The organism is Streptomyces alanosinicus (assembly GCF_014650595.1).
In the GTDB taxonomy this organism is placed as follows: Bacteria; Actinomycetota; Actinomycetes; order Streptomycetales; family Streptomycetaceae; genus Streptomyces; species Streptomyces alanosinicus.
In genome coordinates, this window is the sequence record NZ_BMVG01000001.1 from 379,501 (window position 1) to 402,242 (window position 22,742).

The 22,742-nt window shown below is 71.6% G+C and carries 19 protein-coding genes; 14 read left to right on the forward strand and 5 right to left on the reverse strand.

Annotation, left to right across the window (positions count from 1 at the left end):
* Window positions 1-197 precede the first annotated feature (197 nt).
* Both IE277_RS01720 and IE277_RS01725 read right to left on the reverse strand, forming a co-directional pair.
* Entirely contained in the window at window positions 198-512 is a 315-nt protein-coding gene (locus IE277_RS01720) for a hypothetical protein (RefSeq protein WP_189947766.1), read from the reverse strand.
* 182 nt (window positions 513-694) lie between these two features.
* Window positions 695-2,266, reverse strand: a complete 1,572-nt coding sequence (locus IE277_RS01725; protein WP_189947768.1) for a class I adenylate-forming enzyme family protein — start codon at window positions 2,264-2,266, stop codon at window positions 695-697.
* A gap of 106 nt (window positions 2,267-2,372) precedes the next feature.
* Here IE277_RS01725 and IE277_RS01730 point away from each other — a divergent pair, with 106 nt between their 5' ends.
* Together IE277_RS01730 and IE277_RS01735 are read left to right on the forward strand one after the other, a co-directional pair.
* Window positions 2,373-2,741, forward strand: coding sequence for an ArsC/Spx/MgsR family protein (locus tag IE277_RS01730; RefSeq protein WP_189947769.1), 369 nt, complete (start codon window positions 2,373-2,375; stop codon window positions 2,739-2,741).
* 119 nt (window positions 2,742-2,860) lie between these two features.
* Window positions 2,861-3,550: an SCO2207 family protein gene (locus IE277_RS01735; RefSeq protein ID WP_189947771.1), complete on the forward strand. Its 690-nt coding sequence runs from the start codon at window positions 2,861-2,863 to the stop codon at window positions 3,548-3,550.
* Between the two features lie 3 nt (window positions 3,551-3,553).
* Here the strand turns inward: IE277_RS01735 and IE277_RS01740 are convergent, their stop codons facing one another.
* The gene (locus IE277_RS01740) at window positions 3,554-4,411 is read right to left on the reverse strand and encodes an alpha/beta fold hydrolase (protein ID WP_189947773.1); all 858 of its coding nucleotides are present in this window, start codon (window positions 4,409-4,411) and stop codon (window positions 3,554-3,556) included.
* Between the two features lie 67 nt (window positions 4,412-4,478).
* On the opposite strand from IE277_RS01740, the gene IE277_RS01745 reads away from it, so the two are divergent.
* The 8 genes from IE277_RS01745 to IE277_RS01775 all read left to right on the forward strand — a co-directional run bounded on the left by IE277_RS01745 (window position 4,479) and on the right by IE277_RS01775 (window position 11,974).
* Window positions 4,479-4,955 carry a MarR family winged helix-turn-helix transcriptional regulator gene (locus tag IE277_RS01745; protein ID WP_189947775.1) on the forward strand — a complete coding sequence of 159 codons (477 nt, stop codon included), beginning with the start codon at window positions 4,479-4,481 and terminating at the stop codon, window positions 4,953-4,955.
* A 158-nt stretch (window positions 4,956-5,113) separates the two neighbouring features.
* Entirely contained in the window at window positions 5,114-6,145 is a 1,032-nt protein-coding gene (glnII, locus tag IE277_RS01750; protein WP_189947777.1) for a glutamine synthetase, read from the forward strand.
* A 212-nt stretch (window positions 6,146-6,357) separates the two neighbouring features.
* On the forward strand, window positions 6,358-6,480 hold the full coding sequence (locus IE277_RS48720) for a hypothetical protein (RefSeq protein WP_023551297.1): 123 nt from the start codon (window positions 6,358-6,360) through the stop codon (window positions 6,478-6,480).
* A gap of 118 nt (window positions 6,481-6,598) precedes the next feature.
* The gene (locus IE277_RS01755) at window positions 6,599-7,195 is read left to right on the forward strand and encodes a winged helix-turn-helix domain-containing protein (RefSeq protein WP_189947779.1); all 597 of its coding nucleotides are present in this window, start codon (window positions 6,599-6,601) and stop codon (window positions 7,193-7,195) included.
* A gap of 76 nt (window positions 7,196-7,271) precedes the next feature.
* Window positions 7,272-8,345 (forward strand): NAD-dependent epimerase/dehydratase family protein, encoded by a 1,074-nt coding sequence (locus IE277_RS01760; RefSeq protein WP_189947781.1) that lies wholly within the window; start codon window positions 7,272-7,274, stop codon window positions 8,343-8,345.
* Between the two features lie 31 nt (window positions 8,346-8,376).
* On the forward strand, window positions 8,377-9,651 hold the full coding sequence (locus IE277_RS01765) for a sensor histidine kinase (protein ID WP_189947783.1): 1,275 nt from the start codon (window positions 8,377-8,379) through the stop codon (window positions 9,649-9,651).
* Window positions 9,636-10,289 (forward strand): LuxR C-terminal-related transcriptional regulator, encoded by a 654-nt coding sequence (locus IE277_RS01770; protein ID WP_189947785.1) that lies wholly within the window; start codon window positions 9,636-9,638, stop codon window positions 10,287-10,289. The genes IE277_RS01765 and IE277_RS01770 overlap by 16 nt, the downstream gene beginning before the upstream one ends.
* Window positions 10,290-10,450: 161 nt before the next feature.
* The gene (locus IE277_RS01775) at window positions 10,451-11,974 is read left to right on the forward strand and encodes a DUF1996 domain-containing protein (protein WP_189947787.1); all 1,524 of its coding nucleotides are present in this window, start codon (window positions 10,451-10,453) and stop codon (window positions 11,972-11,974) included.
* Between the two features lie 69 nt (window positions 11,975-12,043).
* Here the strand turns inward: IE277_RS01775 and IE277_RS01780 are convergent, their stop codons facing one another.
* Window positions 12,044-12,457 carry a hypothetical protein gene (locus IE277_RS01780; RefSeq protein ID WP_189947788.1) on the reverse strand — a complete coding sequence of 138 codons (414 nt, stop codon included), beginning with the start codon at window positions 12,455-12,457 and terminating at the stop codon, window positions 12,044-12,046.
* A 150-nt stretch (window positions 12,458-12,607) separates the two neighbouring features.
* Here IE277_RS01780 and IE277_RS01785 point away from each other — a divergent pair, with 150 nt between their 5' ends.
* The 4 genes from IE277_RS01785 (at window position 12,608) to IE277_RS01800 (ending at window position 17,296) form a co-directional block, all read left to right on the forward strand.
* Window positions 12,608-14,557 carry a hypothetical protein gene (locus IE277_RS01785; RefSeq protein WP_189947790.1) on the forward strand — a complete coding sequence of 650 codons (1,950 nt, stop codon included), beginning with the start codon at window positions 12,608-12,610 and terminating at the stop codon, window positions 14,555-14,557.
* A gap of 88 nt (window positions 14,558-14,645) precedes the next feature.
* Window positions 14,646-15,548 (forward strand): metal-dependent hydrolase, encoded by a 903-nt coding sequence (locus tag IE277_RS01790; RefSeq protein WP_189947792.1) that lies wholly within the window; start codon window positions 14,646-14,648, stop codon window positions 15,546-15,548.
* A complete protein-coding gene (locus IE277_RS01795; protein ID WP_189947794.1) occupies window positions 15,548-16,570 on the forward strand; it encodes a PDR/VanB family oxidoreductase in 1,023 nt (340 codons plus the stop codon). Before IE277_RS01790 ends, IE277_RS01795 begins: the two co-directional genes overlap by 1 nt.
* Window positions 16,571-16,606: 36 nt before the next feature.
* Window positions 16,607-17,296 carry a TetR/AcrR family transcriptional regulator gene (locus tag IE277_RS01800; RefSeq protein WP_189947795.1) on the forward strand — a complete coding sequence of 230 codons (690 nt, stop codon included), beginning with the start codon at window positions 16,607-16,609 and terminating at the stop codon, window positions 17,294-17,296.
* Between the two features lie 71 nt (window positions 17,297-17,367).
* Here the strand turns inward: IE277_RS01800 and pulA are convergent, their stop codons facing one another.
* On the reverse strand, window positions 17,368-22,740 hold the full coding sequence (gene pulA / locus IE277_RS01805) for a pullulanase-type alpha-1,6-glucosidase (protein ID WP_229880459.1): 5,373 nt from the start codon (window positions 22,738-22,740) through the stop codon (window positions 17,368-17,370).
* Between the last annotated feature and the right edge of the window lie 2 nt (window positions 22,741-22,742).

The following is a 22,742-nucleotide window of genomic DNA, read 5'->3' on the forward strand; positions in this document are numbered from 1 at the left end:
GGAGTGTGTCGGCTTCGTGCCGTTTGTTCAGCGTAGGGAGGCTGACACCCCATCCGCATCCCGTTTTCCGCCCGGCGGGACCACCGTGGGTGAAGGGCCGTGAGACTGAGCCTGCGCCGCCGCGGACGTGGACATGCGCGCGCCGGGTGCCCCGGGGAACCGGGGCACCCGGCGGCGGTGTCACACCCTTGTCGGTGTCAGCGGCTGTAGCGCATGAGTGCGCGCACCATGTGGCAGGTCGTGTCGGACGGCGGGCGCATCCCGATCTCCTCCGCCGTGCCGCGGATCGTCTCGTCGCGGGCCTGGGCCGGCAGATAGATCCCGGAGTCGAGCAGGGCTATGGCGAGGCGCATGGCCTTCAGACGGCGGTTGTGGCTGACGTACCACTGGCGCGGCCGGCCGGCCGGCAGGGGCCGCTTCGTCAGGGGCTCGTAGGGAGAGTCGAACAGCACGGGATGCTGGACGGTGGACTGGGTGGGCGACGGCTTCTGCTTCAGGGCGGCAGCGGGCACGGGCATCCTCCTGTCGCGGGCAGGGCACCGGCCGGACGCCCCGGCGATACCCTCGAACACTGCCTCTAGTCTACTGCCCGGCACTGACATCGAGACAGTCCGCAGAGTCCGGCAAACGTCCAGGTGGGGATGGGAATTGACTGCCTGTCACGGCAGGTTTGCCTGATGCCCGTGAGGTGGCCTCATATTCGAACATGGATCGTCGGCGAGGGTGGCCGGCCGGGGCCTGTGTCCGTGCCCGCGGCCATGGCCCGCAGCGCGCCTTTGTCCACTTTGCCGTTCCCGGTCAGAGGCAGGCGCTCCGTCCACCGGACGGTGGCCGGCCGGTGCGCCGGGGAAAGCTGTCGCGCCACGAGCGCGCATGCCTCGACGGCGGCGGACCGGCTTGCCGTACGGCCCGGTGCCGGCACGAGGAAGGCGCAGACCTCCTCGCCCGTCAGGACACTGGATCTGCCGACCACGGCGGCCTGGCCGACCGCGGGGTGCCGGGCGAGGGCCGCTTCGACGGGCAGGCTGTAGATGTTGTCCCCGTCGACCACCACCATGTCCTTGACCCGATCGTCGAGGTAGAGCCGGCCCTCGCCGTCGAGGTGCCCGAGATCGCCGGTACGCAGCCATCCGTCCCGCAGCACCTGCGCCGTGAGGTCGGGCCGCATCCAGTAGCCCGACATACCGGCGGCCGAGCGCACCCACACTTCGCCCACGCGCCCGGCGGGCAGCGGCCGCCCGGCATCACCGGGCTCCCGTACCTCGATCTCCACGCCGGCCGCCGGGCGCCCCACCGAGCCCAGCAGCCAGGGCCGGCCGGCGACGGCCGCCGCGTGATCGGCAGGGCTCAGCCGGGTGATGACCGAGGTCTCGGTCGTCCCGTAGCCCTGCTCCCAGCGGCAGCCCCAGGCGGTGACCGCCCGCCGCAGCGGCTGCGGCAGGATCGGCGCGGCGCCGTAGCTGATCGCTTCGAGGCCCGGAATCCCGTCGGCGGTCCGGGGATCCTCCAGGAGCCGGTAGATCATGGGCGGCATCAGATAGGTCGACGCCGGCCCCAGTCTCCGGCAGGCGGCCGCCAGCCGCCCGGCGCCGAAGGCCGACAGCACCTCCACCCGGCCGCCGGCACGCCACTGTTCGAGGCAGCGACCGCCGGACCGCGCGGCCAGCGAGGTCACCGAGATGTAGGTCCCCGAAGCCCCCGGACCGTGGCGGCCCTCGGCGCCGCACATGTTCTGCCCGCAGGGGCGTGCCGCCAGCGCGCGGAAGGTGCTGGCGACGCCCTTCGGGAGCCCGGTGGTGCCTCCCGTGTACGCCACCCGGGCCACGTCGTCCTCACGGGCCGCGACCGGCACCGCCACCGCCTCGCGGCACGCGGCCCGCGCGAGCACCTCGGCCAGCGGCAGCCGCGGTGTCCCCGTGTCCGGCACCGGTACGTCGTACACCACCAGGTCGGGACGGCAGTCCCGGAGCATGTGCGCCACCCCGTACGTGGACGCGTCCCGCACCACCAGCGTCAGCCGCGCGCCGAGGACATGGGCGGCGGTCCGCAGGAGCAGCGCCTGAGCGCGGTTCGCACCCAGCACGCACGCCAGACCCGAGCCGCGGCGCACCCCCGCGTCGGCCAGCACGCCGGCGATCCGGTAGACCTCTTCGAGCAGGGCGCCATGGTCGAGCACACGACCGCCGAGGCCCGCACCCCCGAGCGCCGGGCGGCCGGCATGACCCTCCAGCGCCGCGATGAGCCGGGTCACGTATGTCGCCGCCACAGTCCCATGGAAAGCCGGGCACGACCGCGGTGCAACACGGCCCCGGGCGCGGCGGCACCCGGCTCCCCCCACCGGCGGGATCCGGTTCTCGCATACCGTGTGCGGCATGGAAATCTGGATCAACCCGGCCTGCTCCAAGTGCCGCAGCGCCCTCAGCCTGCTCGACGCCGAGGGGGCCGACTACACCGTCCGCCGCTATCTGGAGGACGTGCCGAGCGAGGACGAGATCAGGGCCGTACTCGACCGGCTGAACCTCGAACCGTGGGACATCACCCGCACCCAGGAGGCCGAGGCCGGGGAACTGGGGCTCAAGGAGTGGGCGCGCGACGCGAGTGAGCGGGGCCGGTGGATCACCGCGCTCGCCGAGCACCCCAAGCTCATCCAGCGGCCGATCATCACCGCCGACGACGGCACGGCCCTGGTCGCCCGCTCCGAGGACGCCGTACGGCAGGCCCTCACGCACAACAAGGGCTGATCTGCGCTCAACTCGACTGTGACGCAGGTTACTTCACCGACTCCTGGTACCGGTGAGTCACCGCGTTCGGTATCTCGTACATAGCGGCGTACGCTCCCCTACCTCTTCAGGAGGCGCGCATGTCGCGCAGGAGAACTCTCGGTACGAAGAAGAAGATCGCGCTGCTCGTCAGTGCCGCGGCGGTGGCGGGCGGCGGGGCCTTCGCGCTGGCCACGACGTCCCACGCCGCCCAGCCCGCGCAGGGTGCGAAGACCCTCTCCACCGGGGACTCGGCCCTCTGCCAGGGGCTGGCCACCGCCCACGGCAACAACGACTCGTTCATCGCGGACCAGAAGGCGCATCCGGACGCCCAGTCGGCGGCCCGGGTCGCCAACCGCGAGGCGGTCATCAAACAGATCGAGGTCCAGCAGAAGGCAGCTGGCTGCACCGTTGGGGAGTCGGCTCAGGGCTCCCAGGCGGGACAGCCGGGCGCCGCCCAGCCCTCGCAGCCCGCACAGACCGCGCAGCCCGCGCAGACCGGTGCCGCCGGGAACGGCGGTGCCGGCGGTGCCGCCGCCTCCGGTCAGCAGGTCTGCAAGGGGTCCACGGTCACGCTCTCCGGCGAGGCCGGCGCCCCCGCCGCCTCCAGCGGCCAGTTCCCGGCGGGTACGACCCTGAAGGTCACCAACCTGGACAACAACAAGTCCACGACGGTGAAGGTCACCTCTGTCTCCGGCAGCTGTGTGCTGCTGAACAACGCGGCCTTCGAACAGGTCCGGGAGCCGGGCAAGTTCCTCATCCGCCACGCGGTGATCGAGAAGGTGGGGTGAGGCTCAGCCGCGGGTCAGGAAATCGATGACGTGGTGGGCCAGGGCCGCCGGTGCCGACTGCGGCAGCGCGTGATGCGAGACGTCGGGAAGTACGGCCGTCTCCACGTGCGGCAGCAAAGCCGCCGCCCGGGCCGCCACCTCGGTGGGGTCATGGGTCCTGCTGTTCGCGGCCACGAGCAGCAGGACCCGCCGGTCCAGGGCCCGCAGCGCCTGTGGTGCGGGGCGCGGCGCCGTCACCGGCTTCGCGGCCGGGAAGTCGACGGCAGCCTCCTGCAGGGCGAGCCAGTCCGGATCCGGCGGGACTCCCCCCGTCTCCCACTCCAGGAAGGCACGGACCCGGCGGGGCGCGGGCCGCAGCAGCATCGGCAGGGCACGCAGTAGGTACGCCGTCTTGAACCCGGCGAAGCACTGGGTCGGGTCGAGGAGGAACAGACGGCGGACCCGGTCCGGGGCGCGCAGGGCGTGGTGCAGTGCGATCCAGCCGCCGTACGAGTGGCCGCCCAGGTCGGTCGACGCGGCGCCCAGGCCGTCTTGGAGGGCGTCCAGCCAGCGCGTCAGGTCGGCGACCGTGCGGGGGTGGCGGTCGGCGGCCGGGCCGCTCAGCCCCGGGGCGCCGATCACATCGACGGCGTAGACCCGCCGGATCCGGGCCAGCTCCGCGGCCTGGGCGTACCAGGAGACGGAGGTGGCTCCGCCGCCGCCCGGCAGCAGGAGCAGCGGGGGCGCGTCCCGGGGGCCGCAGGCGTTGACGCGGGTGGCGCCGAAGGGGGTGCGGACCGTCAGCGCCTCCCGCTCGGCGGGCCACTTCGCCAGGACCTTGTCGTACGCAACCCGGAAGACCTCGCCGTCGTACCCGGTCATGGGACCCCCTTATTATCTTGTTCAGCGAGATATTCGCTGAGCGAGATAATAGCTTCGGAGGTCCCGCATGCAATCCGAGATGGAGATCGTCCACCTGCTGCGTGCCGTCGCCGTCGAACTCGGCCTGCACAGCGCCCGGTTCGCGCAGCAGAACGGCATGCACACCACGGACGTACGCGCACTGATCGCGCTCATGGACGCGCGGCGGGCCGGTGAGCGGATGAGTGCCGGGCGGCTCGGGGCCGGGCTCGGGCTCAACTCGGCGGGCACCACGGCGCTGCTGGACCGGCTGGAGCGGGCGGGGCATGTGCGGCGGGTGCGCGCGGAGAGCGACCGGCGGAAGGTCGTCGTGGAGGTGACGGACGACGCCGTGGACCTCGGCGCATCCTTCTTCGGGCCGCTGATCGAGCGGTCGGTGGAGCTGCTGCGGGGCTACGACGACCACCAGCGAGCCGCCGTCCGGGACTTCCTCGACGGGGTGCGGGAGGCCGCGACGGAGAGCGGCCATACCCCCGCCCCCGGCACCTCACCACGTGAGTCGTGACACAGAACCACCAGGTAACACGGGGTTCACATCAGAGCAACGGACGGGAAATCGCCTGTTGCCAGGCTGCCGGGCAGATCGACGCGGCGCCCCGGTGCCGCAGCACCCGCAGCACCCGCACCGATGTGCGCCCGACACACCCCCGAAGGAAGTGGCCCGTGACCTTCAAGGCCGAGTACATCTGGATCGACGGCACCGCGCCGACGGCCAAGCTCCGTTCCAAGACGAAGGTCATCACGGGCGCCCCGGCCGGTCTCGACGCGCTGCCGGTCTGGGGCTTCGACGGCTCCTCCACCAACCAGGCCGAGGGCCATTCCTCGGACTGTGTGCTCAAGCCGGTCTTCAGCTGCCCGGACCCGATCCGCGGCGGCGACGACATCCTGGTGCTGTGCGAGGTCCTCGACACGGACATGACGCCGCACCCCTCCAACACCCGGGCCGCGCTGGCCGAGGTCGCCGAGCGGTTCGCCGCGCAGGAGCCGATCTTCGGCATCGAGCAGGAGTACACCTTCTTCGAGGGCACCCGCCCCCTCGGCTTCCCCGAGGGCGGCTTCCCCGCCCCGCAGGGCGGCTACTACTGCGGTGTCGGCGCCGACGAGATCTTCGGCCGTGACATCGTCGAGGCCCACCTGGACAACTGCCTGAAGGCCGGTCTCGGTCTGTCCGGCATCAACGCCGAGGTCATGCCCGGCCAGTGGGAGTTCCAGGTCGGCCCGCTCGCCCCGCTGGAGGTCTCCGACCAGATGTGGGTGGCCCGCTGGCTGCTGTACCGCACCGCCGAGGACTTCGGCGTCTCCGCGACCCTGGACCCCAAGCCGGTCAAGGGCGACTGGAACGGCGCGGGCGCGCACACCAACTTCTCCACCAGGGCCATGCGCGAGGGCTACGACGCGATCATCACCGCGTGCGAGTCGCTCGGCGAGGGCTCCAAGCCGCTCGACCACGTCAAGAACTACGGCGCCGGTATCGACGAGCGCCTCACCGGTCTGCACGAGACCGCCCCGTGGGACAAGTACTCCTACGGCGTCTCCGACCGCGGTGCCTCGGTCCGTATCCCGTGGCAGGTCGAGAAGGACGGCAAGGGCTACATCGAGGACCGCCGCCCGAACGCCAACGTCGACCCGTACGTGGTGACCCGCCTGCTGGTGGACACCTGCTGCGCCGCGCTGGAGAAGGCCGGCCAGGTCTGATCCCGGCTTCCGGAAGGGGGCGTCCACCATCACGGTGGGCGCCCCCTTCCGCATGTCGAGACAGCTCACGGAACCGACGGCCCGCCAGAAACCCCTGATCAAGGGCGGATACGCCGCGCCGGGAGGCCGGCGACGTCAACTTCACGCCAAGGAATCGTCCAAGCAGTGAGAGAAGACTCCTGTCCGGCGCAGGTGTCTGCTTCAATGGGCGCATGGCCAGCTTCCAGAAGATCACCGCGACGGGTCGCCATGACCTGGAGCCCTTCTGGCCCTCCCGTCAGCACCACGACTTCGACCGGGTGTGTTGCCGCGCGACGAACGCGCGGGCCCTCTAAAGCCTCACCCCGGCCTTCGGCCAGCGCGAAGCGATGTACGTCCCCCGGCGTGCCCCGACCACGAGTCGCGGCCGTCGCCCCGACCGACGAACTTCTCGCGTGAAAGAGCTGACCTCTCATGGCGATCTCTCGTTCTCTCTCCCCCGCCTCCTCGCTGACCGCCCCCGCCCGGCACCGGCTGCGCGCCGTCGACCGGGACGAGGTGGTCGATGTCGCGGACCTGCTGCCGCCGGGCGCCACCTGGCTGCCCGCGCCGCAGCACACCCTGCCCACCCTCCCCGGCCGGCCGCCGATGGTCGGCTATCTGGTGCTGGTCCCGGCGGACCAGCGGCCGCCGTTCCTGCCGGTCGCGGTGCCGGACCCGGACCAGCCGGCGACGGACCCGGACGCGGGCACCCAGGCGAGCGGCGGCACGGCCGCCGAGCCGGTGGTGCGGATCGACACCGCGCGGCGCACCGCCGCCCTCGACGGCCGTGAACTCGACCTCACCTACCTGGAGTTCGAGCTGCTCGCCCACCTGGTGGCACATCCGCACCGGGTGCACACCCGCGACCAGCTGGTCACCACGGTGTGGGGCTACGGCCACGTCGGCGACGGCCGCACCGTCGACGTACACATCGCCCGGCTGCGCCGCAAGCTGGGCGCCGAGCACCGCCGGACCATCCAGACCGTGCGCCGGGTCGGCTACAAGTACATCCCGCCGGCCGGCCGCTGACCGGCTGCCCCGCCCCGGCTCTGCCCTCGGCAGAGTCCGGTACCGCGGCGCGCCCGGAGCGGGCACGATCAGCGGCATGAGACTTCTGGTGCTGGGCGGTACGGAGTTCGTGGGGCGGGCGGTCGCCGAGGCCGCGGTGACACGCGGCTGGGAGGTGACGCTCTTCCACCGGGGACGGCATCAACCCCCGCCCGGGGTGCGGTCGTTGCACGGCGACCGCACCGCGCCCGACGGCCTCGCCGCGCTCGCCGCCGACCCGGGCGGCTGGGACGCCGTGGTCGACACCTGGTCGGCCGCGCCGCGTGCCGTGCTCGACGCGGCACGGCTGCTGCGGGGCCGTGCCGCGCGCTACGTGTACGTCTCCAGCCGGTCCGTGTACGCCTGGCCCTGGCCCTCGCTGGACGGGGACGCCCGGGCCGGGGGGCTGGTCGAGGGCGCCCGCGCCGACGCGGAGCACACCGAGTACGCCGAGGACAAGCGGGGCGGTGAGCTGGCCGCCGTCGAGGCCTTCGGCGAGGCGGACTCGCTGCTGGTGCGGGCCGGGCTGATCCTCGGCCCGCGCGAGAACGTGGGCCGGCTGCCCTGGTGGCTGGCCCGCATCGCCCGCGGCGGCCCGGTCCTCGCCCCCGGGCCGCGTACGCTGCCGGTGCAGTTCATCGACGCCCGTGACCTGGCCGGCTGGCTGCTCGGCGCGGTGGAGCGGTCGCTGAGCGGGCCCTACGACCTGATCGGCCCGCCGGGCCACAGCACCATGGGCGAACTGCTCGACCTGTGTGTCCGGGTCACCGGCGCGGACGCGGAGCTGCGCTGGACCGACCCGGAGGTGATCCTGGCCGCCGGCATCGAACCCTGGACCCAGCTGCCGGTGTGGACACCGCCGGACGGCGAGCTGTACGCCTGCGCGCACCGCACCGATGTGTCCCGGGCGCTGGCCACCGGTCTGGTGTGCCGGCCGGCCGCGGAGACCGTCGCGGACACCTGGCGCTGGCTCACGGAGATCGGCGGCACCCCCGAGCTGCGGCCGGACCGCACGCCTCCGGGCCTCGATCCGCGGGTGGAAGCGGAGGTGCTCGCCGGGGCGGCCGGTACACAGGGCGCGGTGGGGGGTGTACCTGGCACCACCCCGCAAGAGGCGGCCTCGGACGACTGACGCGCGAGGGGCGCTCGGCCAGACTTGCGGCATGAACACCGACACGAAAAGCCACGACGTCCGCAGCCGGGCCCGGGAGGTGCTGCTGGCCGCGGTGCAGGGGCTGGTGCTGGCCCTGGTGGTGCTGCCCTGCGGTGTGGCGTTCTTCTGCCTGACCCTGCTCTCCCTCGCCCTCATCCCGCTCGGCGTCGGGCTCGTCACGACCCCGGCGGTCCTGACCGGCGTACGGGCACTGGCGGACGCCCGCAGAAAGCTCGCGGCCGAGTGGTACGGGATACGGATCCCGGCGGCGTACCAGCCGCTCCCCAAGGGATTCAACCCCTGGAGGCGCACCTTCGCCCTGCTGCGGGACCCGCAGGTGCGGCGGGATGTGGTGTGGCTGCCGGTGGACTTCACGGCGGGCTTCCTCACCGCGCTGCTGCCGGCCCTGCTGCTGTTCTACCCCGTCGAGGGGTTCATGCTGCCGGCCGGGCTGTGGCGGGCGTACGTACCGGACTCGGGCGAGGCCTACTGGTACCTCTTCGTGCCGGTCACCGGCGAAGGGACCGCCCTCCTCGCGGCCCTGCTCGCCGCCGTGCTCCTCGCCGCCGCCTGGCGTGTCATCCCGCGCCTTGTGGCCGTGCACTTCCGGCTCACCCAGGCCGTGCTCGGCGGCGACGAGGAACTCGCCGAGCGGGTCCGGGTGCTGACCGAGACCCGGCGCGACGCCGTGGACACCTCGGCCGCCGAACTGCGCCGCATCGAGCGGGACCTGCACGACGGGGCACAGGCCCGGCTGGTCGCCATGGGCATGGATCTCGGCACCATCGAGATGCTGGTGGAACACGACCCGGCCCAGGCGAAGCGGCTGCTCGCCGAGGCCCGCCAGAACTCCGCCGAGGCCCTGGAGGAGCTGCGCGACCTGGTGCGCGGCATCCATCCGCCGGTCCTCGCCGAGCGCGGGCTCGGCGACGCCGTACGGGCGCTGGCGCTGCGGCTGCCGCTGCCGGCCGAGGTGAGCGTGGAACTGGCGGGCCGCGCGGAGGCGCCGGTCGAGTCGGCGGCCTACTTCGCGGTCAGCGAGGTGCTCACCAACGCCGTCAAGCACTCCGGCGCCGGCCGCATCTGGGTCGACGTGCTGCACACCGAGGGCCGGCTGCGGGTCACGGTCACCGACAACGGCAAGGGCGGCGCGGCGATCGGCACCGGGTCGGGGCTCGCCGGGGTGGAGCGCCGACTCGGTACATTCGACGGCGTCCTGGCCGTCAGCAGCCCCGCCGGCGGCCCCACCCTGGTGACGATGGAGATTCCGTGCGCGTTGTCCTAGCCGAAGACCTCTTCCTGCTGCGCGACGGGCTGGTCCGGATGCTTCAGGCCTTCGGCTTCGAGATCGCCGCGGCCGTCGAGTCCGGACCCGAACTCACCCAGGCGCTGGCCGAGTTGAAGCCGGACGTGGCCGTGGTCGACGTACGGCTGCCGCCCACCCACACCGACGAGGGCCTGCAGTGCGCGCTCGCGGCCCGCGCGGCCCGGCCGGGACTGCCGGTGCTGGTGCTCTCCCAGCATGTGGAGCAGCTGTACGCGCGCGAGCTGCTCGCGGACGGCAACGGCGGGATCGGCTATCTGCTGAAGGACCGGGTCTTCGACGCCGAGCAGTTCATCGACGCCGTACGACGGGTCGCGGGCGGCGGTACGGCGATGGACCCGCAGGTCATCCAGCAGCTGCTGTCCCGGCGGGCGGCCGACGACCGGCCGCTCGCGGGGCTGACCCCGCGCGAGCTGGAGGTACTGGAGCTGATGGCGCAGGGCCGGTCGAACGCGGGCATCGCGGCCCAGCTGGTGGTGACGGAACGGGCCATCGCCAAGCACACCTCCAACATCTTCGCCAAGCTGGGCCTGGAGGTGTCGGACGACGACAACCGGCGGGTCCTCGCGGTCATCGCCTATCTCGACCGGGACCGGTGACCGATGACCGGGACCGGTGTGGCCTGCCAACTCCCTTGTTCCACGAGGAATTTGTGAAACCGGTGAACACCTCTGGGGCGGCGTCCGTATGAAAGGACACCGCTTCACTCCTGTCGGGCGCCCCGATGCTGCCCCGCTCGCAAGGAAGTCAGAGGAGTTCCATGGGACGCAACACACGAAAACGCCGTACGCCGCTGGCCACCAAGGCCATAGCCGCATCGGCGGCCCTAGCGCTCGGTGGGGGCGGGCTGATCTGGGCGAACTTCTATGCCTCTGCGCATGAGTCGAACAACCAGACCTGGGGAGGCAACCAGACGAAGGCCGCGACGGCGCAGGTCGCGACGGTCTCCTGCCCGGACGTCGGCCAGAAGCTGACGAACGTGCCCTGGCGGGCCCGCCAGGGCGTGGCGACGGAGCTGTCCAACCTCGACAAGCAGATCACCGAGGCCTACACCCGGCTCGCCTCCACCCGGGACGCGCAGGCCAAGGATCCGAGCTTCGTGCAGAACGCGATCGTCGGCCCCCTCAAGGAGAAGCGCTCGGCGACGATCAACCGGATCCGCATCGACATCCAGCGCGTCGGCGGTTCCTTCGACACCTCGCTGCAGCAGCTCGCCGCGTGTACGACACAGACCGCCGACCAGACCACGGGCGGTCAGCAGCAGAACAACGGCGGTCAGCAGCAGAACACCGGTGGCCAGCAGCAGAACAACGGCGGCCAGCAGCAGGGCGGCCAGCAGCAGGCCAACAACGGTGGCCAGGGCGGCGACGGCCCGTCCGCGGCGGACTTCGTGGACATCACGAAGGTCGCCCCGAACGTCCAGGGCAAGCCGCGCAACCTGCAGAACGCCTCGACGGGCACGTTCACCACGCGCTGCGGTGTGAACGCCAACCAGAACCACAACAGCGACAACGTGATCGTCGCGCCCGGTGTGACCAACGGTGCCCACCATGTGCACGACTACGTCGGCAACCAGAAGGTCAACGCGTTCTCCAGCAACCAGACCTTCCTGCAGGGCGGCACCAGCTGCCAGAACCGCAATGACCTGTCGGCGTACTACTGGCCGGTCATCCGCGAGCAGGACGGCACCCAGGAGAAGGACGCGAACGCGGACGGCGGAGGCAAGGACCTCAACGTCGGCAAGATCCTGGTCGCCCAGCAGGCGCAGATCAAGTACGTCGGCAGCCCGGCGAGCAAGGTCGTCGCGATGCCGCAGTTCCTGCGCATCATCACCGGTGACGCCAAGGCCGCGACCAACGGCACGGCCAACGCCAACGCGCACTGGAGCTGCACCGGCTTCGAGAACAAGGTGCAGCTGACCACGCAGTACCCGATCTGTCCGCAGGGCAGCAACGTGGTGCGCACGTTCGCCTTCCAGAGCTGCTGGGACGGCGTGAACATCGACAGCGCCAACCACCGCACGCACGTGGCCTTCCCGGATCCCGCGAGCGGGGTCTGCCCGAACGGCTTCAAGGCGATCCCGCAGCTGACCATGCGGCTGGTCTACAACGTGCCGCAGCCGGTCATCCAGAACGGCCAGGTGAAGAACGCGTACGCGGTCGACGGCTTCCCCGAGCAGTTGCACAAGCCGATCACCGACCACGACGACTTCATCAGCGTCACGAACGGCGGTCTGGCCAACAGGATCGCGGGCTGCATCAACACCGGACGCAACTGCGCCTGATCAGCTGACCCGGGCCACAGGACGAGGCCGGTGACGGACCCCCCTCCCGTCACCGGCCTTTCCCGTGTCTCAGCCGCCGTGCCCGGAGTGGCCCGCACCGTGCGCGGCGTGGTTCGTGCCGATCTCCACGTCCCCGCCGAGTGTGCCGCGCAGCGCCTTGACGACCCCGTCGTCGCCGACGGCGACCCACTTGCGGCCGACGAGGTAGTAACCGCCGTAGTCCTTCGCGTCGTTGATCCACTCGCGCTGGCCGCGGTCGGTGGCGAAGGTGGCGAGGATGAACCTGCCGTCGCCGTTCTTGCAGATGGCCTGGCGGAGCTCGTCGGCGTCGGTCTGCATGTTCGGCTTGCACTTCACCTCGGCGGCCAGGCTCTCCAGGCTGCCGGTCGCGGCGGGCGGGACGGCCTTGGTCTCCCCGCCCGCGCCGCAGCCCGCCAGCGCCAGTACGGCCGCGGCGGCCGGCAGCAGTCGTGTCACCCTCATCTGTTCCTCCGGTCCTTCTGGCCCAGCATGCCTCAGCTCCTTCGGATACGGATCCCGGCCGCCGCGCGCTCAACGGCGCAGGCCCAGCGGCGAAGGACCGGATCACCCGTCCGGGGGTGACCAACCTCCCCCTCGCTCGTTTTCCCTGACGTGCAGTCACAGGATGTAGCCCAGCGTCACGCACCCGCCGCCACCGGACACCCCGCGCCGGTCGATCTCGAGCAGGCCGAGGCCGCGCTCGTCGAGCACTATCCACGGCTGGTCCGGATCGCCTACCTGGTGCTGCCCCCCGGACTCGGCCGCAGCCGCCGGGTGCTGACCGCACACTCGCTCGCCCAGCGCTCCCTGCCCACAGGGCGTGAGCAGCAGTCCGCGATCCCGGCCCAGGACGGGGGTGCTCCCGCCCGGGCGAAGGCGGAGGAGGGCGGGGACGGCGACCCCGGGTACGTCTATCTGCGCCGGCGTGTCCTGTGCGCGGCCCTGGAGGCGGCCCGGCCCCGCAAGGGCCTGCCCCGGCTCGCCCAGCTGCCGCCGCTGCTGCCCCAGGTGTGGGGCCTCAAGCTGTTCCCGCGCTCGGGCGGCGCCGACGAACTCGCCTTGGACCAGCGGCTGTCCGCCCTGTCCGGCCCGGCCCGCGCCGCCTATGTGCTGCGCGGCCTGGACCAGCTGTCCGACGCGGGGATCCGGGAACTGCTGACGGCCGCCGGGGTCGACGACGTGGGCGGCGCGGTGGCCGCCTCGCACGGCGTGCCCACCGAGCCCGAGCTGCTCGCCTCCCCCGAGTTCGACCCCTGTGTGCTGCAGGCCCGGCCCACCGATCTGATGCGCCGCCGCCAGCACACCAAGGCCGCACTCGCCGCCGCCGCGGCGCTCGCGGTGTGCGGGGCACTGTTCACCCTGCCCGGCGACGGCTGGGGCCCCGACGGCGCCGCCGCACCCCCCTACGCGGGGAACCCGGCCGCCGATGCCGCCCTCGACCCCGCCCGGCTGGTGCGGGTCTCCCCCGGCGCCTGGGAGTCCGCAGCCCGCACCGACTTCTCGGTGTGGCCCGCGCGCGGCCCGCTCACCGGCGACACGGACCTGCTGCGCCGCGCCCTCGCCGTGTGGGCCCGCCCGGGCGGCACGGTGCATGTCTCGGCGACCCCCGGCACCGAGATCGGCGGCCCGGCCGGCCCGCCCCAGCTGCTGTACGCGGGCCAGGTCGACAACGCCCGGGTGGTGGTGCTCTACGACGGTCTGCGCATCGCCCGCTACGCCGAACCGGTCGACGGCACCCAGGGCGCGGCCCTCGACCTCGCCCGGGCGGACGGCGCGACCGGCCCCGAGGCGAGCGCGCTGGTGCTCGGCCGCTCCGACGGCAACGTCCAGTACCTGACCGCGCCCTGGGTGCGGAAGGCGGCCTCGCGGGACCTGATGAAGCCGGGCTCGGAGGCGACCGCGCTGACGGTCACCGACGGCATCACCGCGCCGCTGGCCAGCCCCGCGCTGCGCTCCGGCGGCTGCACCTCCTGGACGGTGCTGCAGCTCACCGGCGCCTTCGGCAGCGAACTCACCACCGATCTGGGCGAATTGACGCCGGCCCATCTCACGGCCGGCCCGCCCGGCTCGGCCGGCGAGGTGTCCGACACCGCGGGGCGGGCGGCCTGGGCGCCGTTCGCCTGCTCGCTGGCGGCGGAGCGCTCCGTCGGAGTGCGCGGCGTCAACGCCTGGACGTTCGCCGAGCAGCCGCTGCCCGACGGCAGCGGGTCGGCGGAGTGGATGTGCACCAGGGCCGAGACCTGGCGCGGCGACGGCACCGGCGCGCTGGCCCAGTTCCGCACGCCGGGCGGGCGGGTGGCGGCGATCGTCGCCAAGGGCACGGATGCCCGCTCCTGCGGTCCGCGTGATCCGCACGCGCTCGCCGGAGTGCTGTGGAAGTCCGCGGCCGGGCACTGGTATCTGCTGGCGGCGGGCGACAAGGACACGGCGACGATCCAGGCGGGGGGCGGGGTCACCGCCGCCGGACAGGGCCGGTTCCTGGTGGCCCGCGCCAAGCAGGGAGCGCACGCCCAGCTGAAGGGCACCCTGACGGAGGGGCGGGAGATCACCGGGCTGCACTAGGCAGCACCACCGCCCGTTGCTGACATTCGCGTAAACAAGCCCTGCCCCAGGGGTTCTCAGCGGCACTACCCGCCAGTACATTGACGCCATGTCTAACACGCAGGCCCGGGTGCCGCTCAAGGCACGCAAGGTGTCCTTCTCCTGGGACGGCACGTCGCTGCACTGGGTGCCGGGGGACCCGTTCACCACGCACACCATCAATGTGCTGCACCTGCTGCTGCCCGCCGGTGAGCGGTGGTTCGTGCATGTGTACAAGCAGGTGCTGCCGTACATCCGTGACGAGCGGCTCCGTGCGGACGTCATCGGGTTCATCGGCCAGGAGGCGATGCACTCCCAGGCCCATGACGAGGTGCTGCCGCACCTGCGTGAGCAGGGACTCGATCCGACGCCGTACACCGCGCAGGTGGACTGGTTCTTCGAGAAGCTGCTCGGCGACCGGACGCTGCCGCCGGGCCGGCCGCGCCGATGGTGGCTGATGGAGCGGGTCGCGCTCATCGCGGCCATCGAGCACTACACCGCCTTCCTCGGCAACTGGGTGCTCAACGCCCGGGAACTCGACCGGCTCGGCGCCGACCCGACCATGCTGGACCTGCTGCGCTGGCACGGCGCGGAGGAGGTCGAGCACCGCTCCGTCGCCTTCGAGCTGTTCATGCACGTCGACGGCAGCTACCGCCGGCGGGTACGGACCTGGGCCACGGCGTTCTCGGCGATGGTGTTCCTGTGGCAGCGCGGGACGCGGTTCTTCATGGAGAACGACCCGACCCTCGTCGACGGCAGGGCGAGCTTCAGGGATCTGCACGACCGTGGCCGGCGGGGGCTGCTCCCCTCGACCGGAGACATGGTCAGGTCCATCCCCCGCTATCTGAGCCGCGGCTACCACCCCTCGCAGGAGGGCGACACCGAGCAGGCCGTCGCCTATCTGGCCTCCTCCCCCGCGGCGACGGCGGCGGAGAAGGCAGCGGAGAAGGCCACCGGGAAGAGGGCCGCCTGATGCCGAAGCTGCGTACCGTCGTGCTCCTCGCGGGCACCGCCCTGCTGGCCCGGCGGGCGCTGCGCCGCCGTATCCAGGTCTCGCCGCTGTGGCCGATGCCCGCACTGGAGGAGCCCACCTCGGGCCGGCCGCGCTCACGGGCACTGCGGCTGCTGGTGACGGCGCACGAGACGGTGGCCGACGGGGTCGTCCGGCTTCGTCTGGAGGGACGGGACCTGCCGCGCTGGGAGCCCGGCGCGCATCTCGACCTCGTCCTGCCGTCGGGGATCGTCCGCCAGTACTCGTTGTGCGGCGACCCCGAGGACACCTCCTCCTACACCGTCGCGACCCGGCTGGTCGAGAACGGGCGGGGCGGCTCGCGCGAGGTGCACGAGCAGGTGACGGAGGGCATGGAACTGGAGGTGCGGGGGCCGCGGAACCGTTTCCCGCTCATCGAGGCGCAGTCATATGTCTTCGTCGCCGGCGGGATCGGGATCACCCCGCTGCTGCCGATGCTGCGGGCGCTGCCGAGGGACGCCGAGTGGCGGCTGCTGTACGCGGGGCGCGAGCGGGCCTCGATGCCGTTCCTGGAGGAGGTCGAGAAACTCGGGCGCGACCGGGTGACCGTCGTGGAGGGGCGGCCGGATCTCGACGCGCTGGAGGTGAGCGAGGGGGCCGCCGTCTACGCCTGCGGTCCCGAGGGGCTCATGGCGGCCGTCGAGGCACAATTTCCGGCCGTCCGTCTCGAACGGTTCGCGCCCCGTACGTCGTCCGAGGGCAACACGGAGTTCGAGGTCGAACTCCGGCGCAGCGGGCGGACGTTGACCGTACCGGCGGACTCCACCGTGCTGGCCGCCGTGCGCCGGGAACTGCCGGCCGCCGCCTACTCCTGTGAGCAGGAGTTCTGTGGGACCTGCCAACAGCGGGTGCTGGAAGGAGAGATCGATCACCGGGACGAGCTGCTGACGGACGGCGAGCGCGCCGACTCGATGCTGATCTGTGTCTCGCGGGCCCGGGGCGATCGCCTGGTGCTCGATATGTGATCACCTGCGGCCGGATCCGATCGGTAAGGTGTTCGCATGAGTACCGGGGTTCGCCGCAGAATGGGCGTCGACGAGCGGCGGCAGCAGCTGATCGGCGTCGCCCTCGATCTGTTCAGCCGACGCTCGCCCGACGAGGTCTCCATCGACGAGATAGCCGTGGCGGCGGGCATCTCACGCCCGCTGGTGTATCACTACTTCCCCGGCAAACTCAGCCTGTACGAGGCCGCGTTGACGCGCGCCTCGGAGGATCTCGCGGACCGCTTCGCCGAGCCCCACGAGGGTCCGCTCGGCGCCCGGCTGCTGCGGGTGATGCGGCGCTTCTTCGACTTCGTGGAGGAACACGGGCCGGGCTTCTCCGCGTTGATGCGCGGCGGACCGGCCGTGGGATCTTCGGCCACCAACGCGCTGATCCAGTCCGTGCGCCAGGCCGCGTACGAACAGATGCTGTCGCACCTCGACGTCACCGACGTCTCCCCGCGCCTGGAACTGCTCGTCCGCTCCTGGATCTCCCTCGCCGAGTCCACGGCGCTGATCTGGCTGGACGGCCGGCGTATTCCGCGCAGGGAGCTGGAGATCCAGCTGGTGCACGACTTCGCCGCGCTGGCCGCGGTCAGCGCGGCCTACGACCAGGAGATGGCGGGCCTGCTGAAGAAGATGGTCAAGGACGAACCGGCCGACGGCCACTTGGCGGACCTCGTCGGCCGGCTCATCTCCCTCGGCTCCTAGGGCCTGTCCGGCGGATCCTGTCGCGGACGCGGGAGCCGGCACGCCCATCCGCCGGACAGGCCCTAGGCCGGTTACCGGTCGGACTTCTTGAACACCGCCACGGTCCGGGCCGGGACGGTGAAGGTGCCCTTGCCAAAGGCGTACGCGGCGGTCTTCACCACCGGGTCGGCGCCGGCGGCCTGCACCGGGTGCAGCCGGTAGTGGGTGCCGGCGAGCGCGCCGATCGTCTGTTCCTGCCGCTGCGGGGTCGCGTTGAAGACGACGACCAGGTCACCGACGGTCATGGTGATGACCCCGGGTGTCTCGTCCTTGCCGGACAGCGGGAAGGACAGCTCGTCCTGCACCCGCGCGGCCGTGGAGAGCGAGAACGCCTTCTCCGTCGTACGGATCCTCAGCAGGTCCCGATAGGCGGCGGAGGCGCCGGTGATCTGGTCGCAGCCCACCTTGACCGTGGTCAGCAGCGGCCTGGCGTAGTCCCACTTGGACTGGTTGTCGGCGGCCAGCGGCAGTCCGCGTCCGAAGCCGTTGCCGTCGGCGCAGTTCCAGTGGATGGCGTTGAACCAGTCCCCGCTGTCGAAGGAGTTGCGGTCCAGCGACTTCGAGCGCAGCAGGTCGGTGCCCGCCTGGGACAGGGCCGGGCCCTGCGAGAGGCCGGCCGTGGCCATCGCCAGGACCTGCATCCGGGCCCGGTCGGCCGCGCTCGTGCCCGCGGGCAGCTTGTAGGTCAGCGCGTCGAACAGCGACTCGTTGTCGTGCGCGTCCACATAGGCGAGGGCGTCACCGGGCGCGTCCGCGTAGCCGGCGGGCGAGCCGTTGTAGTCGATCTCGGAGCCCTTGACCTCCTTGCCGTCGGTGTCGGTGAAGGTGAATGGCTTCAGGTTGCCGCTCAGACCGACCTTGATCAGATCCTGGTAGTGCAGCAGCCGGGCCTTCTGCTCGGCCGAAGTGCCGTTGGCGGACGAGGAGTTGGGGTCGGTGTAGAGGCCGGAGGCGAAGCCCTGGACGCCGGGGTCGGAGTCGAAGGGGCTGCCGCCGCGCACCGCGTCCCGGGCCCGGTCGGAGAAGGTGGCGATGCCGGTGCCGGCCATGTTGGCCTGCGTGGCCTGGACGAAGCGGGCGTCGTTCGCGACCTCGCCGAAGTTCCAGCCCTCGCCGTACAGGATGATCTTCTTGCCGTCGACGCCGTCCTTGGCGAGCGTCAGCGCGTCGAGCGCCTTGCGGACGGCGAGGATGTTGGCCTTCGGGTGGTGGCCCATGAGGTCGAAGCGGAACCCGTCGACCTTGTACTCCTTCGCCCAGGTGACGATGGAGTCCACGACCAGCTTGCCCATCATGGCGTTCTCGGGAGCGGTGTTGGAACAGCAGGTGCTGTCGGCCACCGAGCCGTCGGCGAGGAGCCGCTGGTAGTAACCGGGCACGACCTTGTCGAGTACGGAGGTGTCGGCCTGGCCGCTCGCGGCGGTGTGGTTGTAGACGACGTCCATGACGACCCTGAGGCCGTCCCCGTTGAGGGACTGCACCATCTGCCGGAACTGTACCGTGCGGGCGGTGCCGTCCGGGTCGGTGGCGTACGAGCCCTCGGGGACCGTGTAGTGGTACGGGTCGTAGCCCCAGTTGTAGGCGTCCTTCGCGGCGGTCTTCGCCACGCACGCCTGCTGCCGGTCGGAGTCGGCCGGGTAGGAGGCCAGGTCACAGGCCGGGCTCTGCTGGTCGGCCTTCTTCTCCGGGACGGTCGCGAAGTCGAAGGCGGGCAGCAGATGCACGTACGACGTCCCGGCCTTCGCCAGCTGCCGCAGATGCCTGGACCCGTCGCTGTTCTTGTCGGTGAAGGCCAGATAGGTGCCCTGGTCCTTCGCCGGGACGGTCGTGTCGGCGGCCGAGAAGTCCCGGATGTGCAGCTCCTGGATCTGCGCGTCCTTCATCGGTACGGCCCGGGGCTTGCGCAGGGCCGACCAGCCGCTCGGGGCGAGGGGCCTGTCGTCGAGGTCGACGACGAGGCTGCGCTCGGAGTTCGCGGTGAGGGCGAGCGAGTAGGGGTCGGTGACCTTGTTGACGACCAGCTTGCGGACGCTGGGCGCCCAGACCTTGACGACGTACCGGTAGGGCTTGCCCTTCCAGGACGCGGGGCCGGTGACGGACCAGACGCCGGTGGCGCCGTCGCGGTGCATGGCCACGGTGGAGCCGTCCAGCTCCAGTGCCACGCTCTGTGCGGTCGGCGCCCAGACGGACAGGGTCGGCTTCCCGTCATGGAAGACCGGGCCGAGCGCGGCCTTCGTGGCACCGGGGTAGAGGTCGTCGAGGACGCCGGCGGTCTGCACACCGGTCGCGGCCAGCACGGCCCCGCCGGCGGCCCGCTGGGAGGCGACGAGCTGCCCGGTGAGCGCCGTACGCACCCGGCCCGCGTCGCGCGGGTCGACGGACCAGGCGGTGTAGTCCTTCAGATGGGGGAACCTCGCCTTCTGGGCGTCGGAGAGCGTGGTCTTCGCGAGCCGGATCCAGTGCTCGTCGTCGCTGGTCAGCGTCCCGTCCTTGACGGCGATCGAGCCGTTCGGGGAGTACAGCAGCTGGGTGGAGGCGGCGCCGTCGACGCCGTTCCAGGCGAGGGTGTTCCGGTCGATCCAGACCGCCTTGGAGGTGGTCAGGTCCAGCGCGGCGGCACTGCCGGCGGGCTGCGGCAGCAGCGGGTCCTCCTGGCCGTTCAACAGCCACACCTCGTGGCCGTCGGCCTTGAGGTCGAGTGACTGGTCGGCGGGGAGATCCTTCTCGTCGCCCTTGTGGATGATGTAGCTGAGGCTGGTGGCACCCGCGGTGAGCGGCACCTCGAAGACCGCGCCATAGGCATCAGTCTTCACCGGCTGCAGCGGCTTCGACCAGTCGGTGGGGTGCGCGGCACCCGTCCAGACGTGCAGACCCCAGCCGTCGTAGGCGCCGTCGGCCCGGTGGTAGTGGAGGACGGCCTTGCTCGTGTCCTGCGCGGGATAGGCGGGCTTCTCCGTCCGCACGTCCGGCTTGCCCTGCTCGACCCAGACCTCACCGGTCCTGGTGACGTCGATGCTCCGGTCGGCGGAGACATCCTTGTCGCCGTTCTTGTCGACGACCAGGAAGCCGACGTTCGAGGCGCCGGGCCTGAGCTTGACGTAGGCGAAGGCGCCCCAGGCGTCTTGGCCGGCGAAGGGGTGCCCGGCCGGCCAGGTGGTGGCCTCGCCGTCGGCGATGTCGCCCCAGGCGTACAGGCCCCACTTGTCGTAGTCGCCGTCGGTGCGCTTGTAGTGGACGATCGCGTAGTCCCGCGAGGAGGCCGTGGGGACGGCGGGTGCGGGCGGGGTGCCGGTGGTGCTGCTCGCCGTGGCGCTCGCGGTGTGCCCGGCCGAGTCGATGACGACGGCCTTGTAGCGCAGGGCGGTCCCGGCGGGGACCTTCTGGCCGAGGGTCTGGGTGACCTGGTACGGGGCATGGTCGGCGGAGCCGAGCACCTGCCACTTGGCGTCTCCGACCTGGGCGGCGAAGACGACCCGGTCGAGCTGTCCCCCGTCGACGCCGGCCGTGAGGTCCACGGTCCCGGTGGCTCCGGCGGCCGGGGCCTTCAGGGTGATCGTCGGCCCGGCGGCGGGCCGGTCGAGGGAGCCGGTGGCGCGGTAGACGACGGCGGACTCGGCCGGGACGGTGACGGTGACGTCCCGGTCCTTGCCGGTGCGCACCGTGTCGGTGGCGCCGTACACGCCCCGGTAGGCCATGCCGGCCGACCCGGTGGCGAAGGTGGCCGTCCTCGCCGTGTCCGCGTTGTTGAGGGCGACGACGTACTCCTGGCCGGTGTGCGCGTCCGTCCGGGTGAAGGCGTAGATCCCGGCACCGTCGGCGGCGTACCGCTCGGTCTGGACTCCGTCGGTCAGCGCCGGGTTGCCCTTGCGGAGATCGGCGAGGGCCGCGATCTGCTCGTAGAGCGGGGCGCTCGTGTCGTAGGAGTCGCCGGCGTGGGTGCGGGTGGTGCCGATCTCGTCGTCGGCGAGGTAGTCGGGGACCTTGGAGGCGAACATGGTCTGGCGGGCGTCCTTGTCGCCGCCGGAGCCGGTGAAGCCCTGCTCGTCGCCGTAGTAGACGACCGGGTTGCCGCGGCTGAGGAACATCAGCTCGTTGGCGAGCCGGTCCTTCTTCAGGATCTCGGCGTCGGTGGCCTTCGGGTTGTCCTGCTTCAGGAAGTACCCGATGCGGCCCATGTCGTGGTTGCCGAGGAAGGTGACCTGCTCATAGGCGTTGGCCTTGCCGGTCGTGTACTTCCAGTCGTCGCCGAGGACGCTCGCGAGGCGCCGTGCGCTGCCGCCCTGGGAGGCGTAGGCGCGGGCCGCGTCCTGGAACGGGAAGTCGAGGGTGGCGTCGAGGCGGCCCTGGGTGACGTACGGCGAGGTGACGGCGGTGTCGGCGGAGTAGACCTCGCCGAACATGAAGAAGTTCCTCCGCCCGTGCGCGGCCGCGTAGGTGTCGAGCGCGGTCGCCCACTGTGTCCAGAACGGCATGTCGACATGCTTGACGGTGTCGATCCGGAAACCGTCGACGGCGAAGTCCCTCACCCACCGTTCGTAGATCCTCTCCATGCCGTGGACGACCTCGGGACGCTCGGTCCACAGGTCGTCCAGGCCGGAGAAGTCGCCGTAGGTCGTGGACTCGCCGGCGAAGGTCGAGTCGCCCCGGTTGTGGTACATCGTCGGGTCGTTGAGCCAGGCCGGGACCTTGCTGTCGCTGGTGACCTTCGGGGTGTACGGGAAGGAGGCGGTGGAGACGGCCGGGAACCTCTTCGTGCCGTCCGCGTAGTCGGCGTCGTCGAAGGGCCTGCCGTCCTTGGTCAGATACGGGAAGGCGCCCTTGGAGAGGTAGTCGGAGGACTTCTCCTCGTGGTCCACGAGGTCGGCGGTGTGGTTGGTGATGACGTCGAAGAAGACCTTCATGCCCTTGGCGTGGGCCTTGGAGATCAGGGACTTCAGGTCCTGGTTCGTCCCGAAGTGCGGGTCGACCTGGGTGAAGTCGGTGATCCAGTAGCCGTGGTAACCGGCGGAGACATCGGCCCCCGCCCCCTGCACCGGGCGGTTCTTGAAGATCGGCGCCAGCCAGATCGCGGTGGTGCCGAGGCCCTTGATGTAGTCGAGCCGCCTGGTCAGACCCTTGAGATCGCCGCCCTGGTAGAAGCCCTTGTCGGTGGGGTCGTAGCCGGTGGAGAGACGGGAGCCGGTGAGGCCACCCTCGTCGTTGCTCCTGTCGCCGTTGGCGAAACGGTCCGGCATGACGAAGTAGAACTGCTCGCGGGTGTCGTCGTGCCGGGCGGGCTGGGCGGCGAGGGCCGCGTCCGAAGGGGGTGCCGGCGGTGCTGCGGCATGTGCCGCAAGTGGCTGGATCAGGGCGGCGGCGAGGGCCGCGGCGGTGACGGCCGCGACCCGTCTCGCTCTGGGTATCACGC

Excerpts from the sequence above, each read along its gene's own strand:
- IE277_RS01730 (WP_189947769.1), top strand. The coding sequence starts at position 2,373 with ATGGAAATCTGGATCAACCCGGCCTGCTCCAAGTGCCGCAGCGCCCTC.
- IE277_RS01735 (WP_189947771.1), top strand. The coding sequence starts at position 2,861 with ATGTCGCGCAGGAGAACTCTCGGTACGAAGAAGAAGATCGCGCTGCTC.
- IE277_RS01740 (WP_189947773.1), bottom strand. The coding sequence starts at position 4,411 with ATGACCGGGTACGACGGCGAGGTCTTCCGGGTTGCGTACGACAAGGTC.
- IE277_RS01745 (WP_189947775.1), top strand. The coding sequence starts at position 4,479 with ATGCAATCCGAGATGGAGATCGTCCACCTGCTGCGTGCCGTCGCCGTC.
- IE277_RS48720 (WP_023551297.1), top strand. The coding sequence starts at position 6,358 with ATGGCCAGCTTCCAGAAGATCACCGCGACGGGTCGCCATGACCTGGAG.
- IE277_RS01755 (WP_189947779.1), top strand. The coding sequence starts at position 6,599 with ATGGCGATCTCTCGTTCTCTCTCCCCCGCCTCCTCGCTGACCGCCCCC.
- IE277_RS01760 (WP_189947781.1), top strand. The coding sequence starts at position 7,272 with ATGAGACTTCTGGTGCTGGGCGGTACGGAGTTCGTGGGGCGGGCGGTC.
- IE277_RS01765 (WP_189947783.1), top strand. The coding sequence starts at position 8,377 with ATGAACACCGACACGAAAAGCCACGACGTCCGCAGCCGGGCCCGGGAG.
- IE277_RS01775 (WP_189947787.1), top strand. The coding sequence starts at position 10,451 with ATGGGACGCAACACACGAAAACGCCGTACGCCGCTGGCCACCAAGGCC.
- IE277_RS01780 (WP_189947788.1), bottom strand. The coding sequence starts at position 12,457 with ATGAGGGTGACACGACTGCTGCCGGCCGCCGCGGCCGTACTGGCGCTG.
- IE277_RS01790 (WP_189947792.1), top strand. The coding sequence starts at position 14,646 with ATGTCTAACACGCAGGCCCGGGTGCCGCTCAAGGCACGCAAGGTGTCC.
- IE277_RS01795 (WP_189947794.1), top strand. The coding sequence starts at position 15,548 with ATGCCGAAGCTGCGTACCGTCGTGCTCCTCGCGGGCACCGCCCTGCTG.
- IE277_RS01800 (WP_189947795.1), top strand. The coding sequence starts at position 16,607 with ATGAGTACCGGGGTTCGCCGCAGAATGGGCGTCGACGAGCGGCGGCAG.